The 4,458-nt window shown below is 62.6% G+C and carries 5 protein-coding genes; all 5 read left to right on the forward strand.

The features are described from left to right. The first annotated feature begins 299 nt into the window (after nt 1–299). Nucleotides 300–1,040 (forward strand): ATP-binding cassette domain-containing protein, encoded by a 741-nt coding sequence (locus EN994_RS19425; RefSeq protein ID WP_013530854.1) that lies wholly within the window; start codon nt 300–302, stop codon nt 1,038–1,040. A gap of 42 nt (nt 1,041–1,082) precedes the next feature. Further along, nucleotides 1,083–2,081 (forward strand): ABC transporter permease, encoded by a 999-nt coding sequence (locus EN994_RS19430; protein WP_013530853.1) that lies wholly within the window; start codon nt 1,083–1,085, stop codon nt 2,079–2,081. An 87-nt stretch (nt 2,082–2,168) separates the two neighbouring features. Continuing rightward, the gene (locus tag EN994_RS19435; RefSeq protein WP_063168520.1) at nt 2,169–2,936 is read left to right on the forward strand and encodes an SDR family oxidoreductase; all 768 of its coding nucleotides are present in this window, start codon (nt 2,169–2,171) and stop codon (nt 2,934–2,936) included. A gap of 179 nt (nt 2,937–3,115) precedes the next feature. Further along, nucleotides 3,116–3,943, forward strand: a complete 828-nt coding sequence (locus tag EN994_RS19440; RefSeq protein ID WP_024501541.1) for an AraC family transcriptional regulator — start codon at nt 3,116–3,118, stop codon at nt 3,941–3,943. Nucleotides 3,944–4,075: 132 nt separating this feature from the next. Continuing rightward, a partial coding sequence (locus tag EN994_RS19445; RefSeq protein ID WP_164746017.1) for an SRPBCC family protein occupies nt 4,076–4,458 on the forward strand: 383 nt, incomplete at its 3' end.

Here is a 4,458-nt window from a genome sequence, read left to right on the forward strand (position 1 = left end):
TGGACCGTCAAACCTCCGCCAATTCCGGCCGGCGACCGCCAGCGGGGATCGGCATAATCTCCTCCGACGCTTAGCTAATATCGGCTTGGCGCCAACGTCAATGCTATTTGTCCTACAAAACGGATTTTTAAAATAGTCCTGGCCCAATTCGTCCGACAATTGATTGACGTGCGCCGGCTTTTGCGTAAAAGAACGCTAACGCCGTCTTCGGGAGGAGCCGGGGAGAGCGAGGCCAAAGCAGCGTCGGCATCCACGCCGGTAACAGCTGCAGGTCGCAAAGCACGGGGAGGCAAAGGCTGGTGGCGGTTCTCGAACTCACCAACATCTCAAGGCATTTCGGCGCCATCCAGGCCGTCAACGACGTTTCGCTGTCGATCGAGCCCGGACAGGTGGTCGGCCTGATGGGCGACAACGGCGCCGGCAAGTCGACGCTGGTCAAGATGATCGCTGGCAATTTCCGCCCGAGCCATGGCACCATGCACATGGACGGCAAGGAATTGATCCTGCACAAGCCGGCGGAAGCCCGCCAGCACGGCATCGAGATCGTCCACCAGGACCTTGCGCTCTGCAACAATCTGACTGCCGCCGCCAATGTCTATCTCGGCCGTGAGTTGCGGCGCGGCGTCGGGCCGTTCCGGATCCTCGACTATGCCTCGATGTACAAGCGTGCCGGCCAGCTCTTCGCCGAATTGAAGTCCGAGACCCGTCCGCGCGACCTCGTCAAGCAGATGTCGGGCGGCCAGCGCCAGGCGGTGGCGATTGCCCGCACCATGCTGTCGCAGGCCAAGATCGTGCTGATGGACGAACCGACGGCGGCGATCTCGGTGCGCCAGGTCGCCGAAGTGCTGAACCTTATCCGCCATTTGCGCGATCAGGGCATCGCCGTCGTTCTGATCAGCCACCGCATGCCTGACGTGTTCACCGTCGCCGACCGCGTCATCGTCATGCGGCGCGGGCGCAAGGTCGCCGACAAGACGATTGCGTCGAGCTCGCCCGAGGAAGTCACCGGGCTGATCACCGGCGCTATCGAACAGGTTTGATTTCAAGCGAATTCCACCACGCACAGCAGATGAAGGTCGACGATGGCACTGACAATTGACCAGCCGATCGAGCATAAGCAGCAATCCTTGGCCGCGAGACTGTTTGCCAGCCAGACTTTCTGGGTGGTGATCGCGGTCATCCTTGCCTGCGTGTTCCTGTCGTTTGCCACCGACGCTTTCGCCACCTCGAAGAACCTCTACAACATCACCCGCAACATCACCTTCGTCGCCATCATCGCGCTCGGCATGACCTTCGTCATCATCACCGGCGGCATCGACCTGTCGGTCGGCTCGGTGCTATGCCTGTCGTCGATGGTGCTGGCCGTCACCATGCATGCCGGCTACTCGATCGAGGTCGGCATCCTGGCCTCGATTGCCACCGCGCTCGCCATTGGCGCCTTCAACGGCGTGCTGATCGCCTATCTCGGCTTTCCACCCTTCGTGGTGACGCTCGGCATGCTGTCGATCGCCCGAAGCCTCGCCATGGTCGCCTCCAACAACACGGTGGTCTTCCAGTTCGGGCCGGACCATGCCAAGCTTCTGTCATTGGGCGGCGGCGCCTGGGTGTTCGGCATCGCCAACCCGGTGCTTTACATGATCCTTCTGGCGCTGATCACCGGCTTCATCCTGCGCTGGACCAAGTTCGGCCGCCATATCTTCGCCATCGGCGGCAATGAGCACGCGGCAACGCTGACCGGCGTTCCGGTGCGCCAGATCAAGGTTGCCGTCTACATGATCTCGGCGCTGTCGGCGGGCATTGCGGGCATCATCCAGACCGGCTGGCTGGGTGCCGTCACCACCAATCTCGGCACCGGCATGGAGCTGCAGGTAATCGCCGCCACCGTCATCGGCGGCGCCAATCTGGCCGGCGGCGTCGGCACCGCCTTCGGCGCCATCGTCGGCGCGGCCCTGATCGAGGTGATCCGCAACAGTCTCGGCCTGCTCGGCATCAATGCCTTCTGGCAAGGCGTCTTCATCGGCGGCGCCATCCTGCTGGCGGTGCTGTTCGACCGCATCCGCAATTTCCGCCGCAGCGACTAGAACCATGATCCCGAAAAGTGGAAACCGGTTTTCTCGGACAAACGGAACCGTTTGTCCGGAGATCATGGTCAAACAAAAGACGGTTTGATGGCCAACTCCCTGTTCAGCCTCGAGGGCCGGCTGGCGCTGGTGACCGGCTCCGGCCAGGGCATCGGCTTCGCGCTGGCTCGGGGCCTGGCCGAACATGGGGCAAGCGTGGTGCTGAACGGCCGCGACGCCGCCAGGATCGACAGCGCCGTCGAAAAGCTGCGCAACGCCGGCTTCAAGGCGCACGCCTCGGTATTCGACGTCACCGATTTTCAGGCGGTCAATGAGGACATTGCCCGCATCGAGGCCGAGATCGGCGCCATCGACATCCTCATCAACAATGCCGGCATACAATTCCGCGCCCCGCTCGAGGACTTTCCCGAGGAGCAATGGGAGCGCCTGTTCAAGACCAATGTGTCGGGCGCCTTCCATGCAGCCAAGGCGGTCGCCCGCCACATGATCCCGCGCGGCAAGGGCAAGATCATCAACGTCGGTTCGGTGCAGAGCGAACTGGCAAGGCCGAACATCGCGCCCTACACCGCCACCAAGGGCGCGATCCGCAACCTGACAAGGGGCATGTGCGCCGATTGGGCCAAACACGGCCTGCAGATCAATGCGATCGCGCCCGGCTATTTCCGCACCGAGATGAACCAGGCGCTGGTCGACAATCCCGAATTTTCCGCCTGGCTGGAAAAGCGCACGCCGGCCGGGCGCTGGGGCAATGTCGACGAGTTGATCGGCGCCGCCGTGTTTCTGGCGTCAGATGCCTCGTCCTTCGTCAACGGCCATACGCTGTATGTCGATGGCGGCATGACGGCTTCGGTTTGAGGTTGGCAATTCTCCCGACCGCCATTCGTTCCAGTGCGTATCGCTCAGTCTGAAAATCCGGCCTCACTGGCCGTCATTCGCCCTCGCCGCCCGCGCGCGTCTTGACGCGGCCCCGAACTCGGCCGCACAATCCCCACTGCAGGCGAAGGGAGGCCAGTCGCCTGCGGGAGGATATACCCATGACGGAAGCGATCAGGCTCTACTGGGGCCGGTTCGGACATGTTTCTATCCTGAATGTCGCAAGCGACTTCGTCACCCATGCCCATGTCGAGGCCCATCTCATCATCTGGCTGGAAGGTACGGCCGGCGAAATGACCATCGGCCGCGAGACCGTCCGGCTTGGGCCTGGAACGGCCGCCGGCATCAACTCCTTCCAGCCGCACAGCCATGTTCTGTCGCAAAACGGGACGCCCGGTCTGTTTCTCGCCTTCTACATCGATCCCGACTGGGCGCGGCGCCGCCGCGACCTGCCTTCGTCGGCGCCGCTGTTTTCACAAGCCGCGATCACGCTGGAACCGTGGCTGCATCAGGCCGCCGCCAATCTGCTCGACCACCTCAGCGACAATGAGAGCGTCGACGATATCGCCAACTACGAGATCGAGCGTTTCATCGATAGCGTGCTCGACGCCGCCGACGCCTCGGCGCCGCAGGAGGCCCGTGTCCGCATCAACACCATGCAGGATTTTCGTGTCCGCAAGGCAATCCAGTTGATGAGAGCCAATGTCTGCGAGCGCATCTGCTTCGACGACGTGGCGCGCAGCGTCGGCCTGTCGCGACCGCATTTCTTCGCTTTGTTCAAGGAACAGACCAATCTGACGCCCAATGTCTACTGGAACACGCTGCGCATGGAGGAAGCGGTGCGGCAGCTGCAATGGTCGCAGGAACCGCTGATCTCCGTCGCCTGCAATCTCGGCTTCACCACGCAGGGCAATTTCTCGCGCTTTTTCCGCGACCATGTCGGCGTGCCGCCGACGCTCTACCGCGAGGCCGCGCGGGCGATCGCCTGAACCAGCCGCCCTTTTTCAGACTCCCCGCCCTTTTTCAGACTCCTTGATAGGCGCTCAAGACGCATTGATAAGCGTCGCTGAAATGGCCGCCCTACCCTTGCACCGGATCGCTTTTGCAAGGGAACATTTTGAATGGCCAAAGTCACCATCTCCAGCGTCATCGACGCGCCGGTCGAAAAGGTCTGGGCGCGCATACGCGACTTCAACGGGCTGCCGGGCTGGCATCCGCGCATGGTGGAAAGCCACATTGAAGACGGCAAGGATGCCACCACAATCGGCTGCGTGCGCAATTTCCAGCTCGCCAGCGGCGCCCGCCTACGCGAAAAGCTGCTCGACTTCTCCGATCAGAATTTCCTGGTCAGCTACTCCATCCTCGAGACGCCGCAGCCGCTGACCAACCACAAGGCGACCCTGCAGCTGCGGCGCGTCACCGATGGCGACCGCACCTACGCCGAATGGACCGCTAGCTTCGACGCCGCGCCTGAGGAGGCAGACAAGCTGGCCGAGGGCATGGG

It is taken from the genome of Mesorhizobium sp. M7A.F.Ca.CA.002.09.1.1 (assembly GCF_003998555.1).
In the GTDB taxonomy this organism is placed as follows: Bacteria; Pseudomonadota; Alphaproteobacteria; order Rhizobiales; family Rhizobiaceae; genus Mesorhizobium; species Mesorhizobium ciceri.

Bases quoted from the DNA above. Each gene is read 5' to 3' on its own strand.
- EN994_RS19430 (WP_013530853.1), top strand. From the start codon at position 1,083: ATGGCACTGACAATTGACCAGCCGATCGAGCATAAGCAGCAATCCTTG.
- EN994_RS19435 (WP_063168520.1), top strand. From the start codon at position 2,169: ATGGCCAACTCCCTGTTCAGCCTCGAGGGCCGGCTGGCGCTGGTGACC.
- EN994_RS19440 (WP_024501541.1), top strand. From the start codon at position 3,116: ATGACGGAAGCGATCAGGCTCTACTGGGGCCGGTTCGGACATGTTTCT.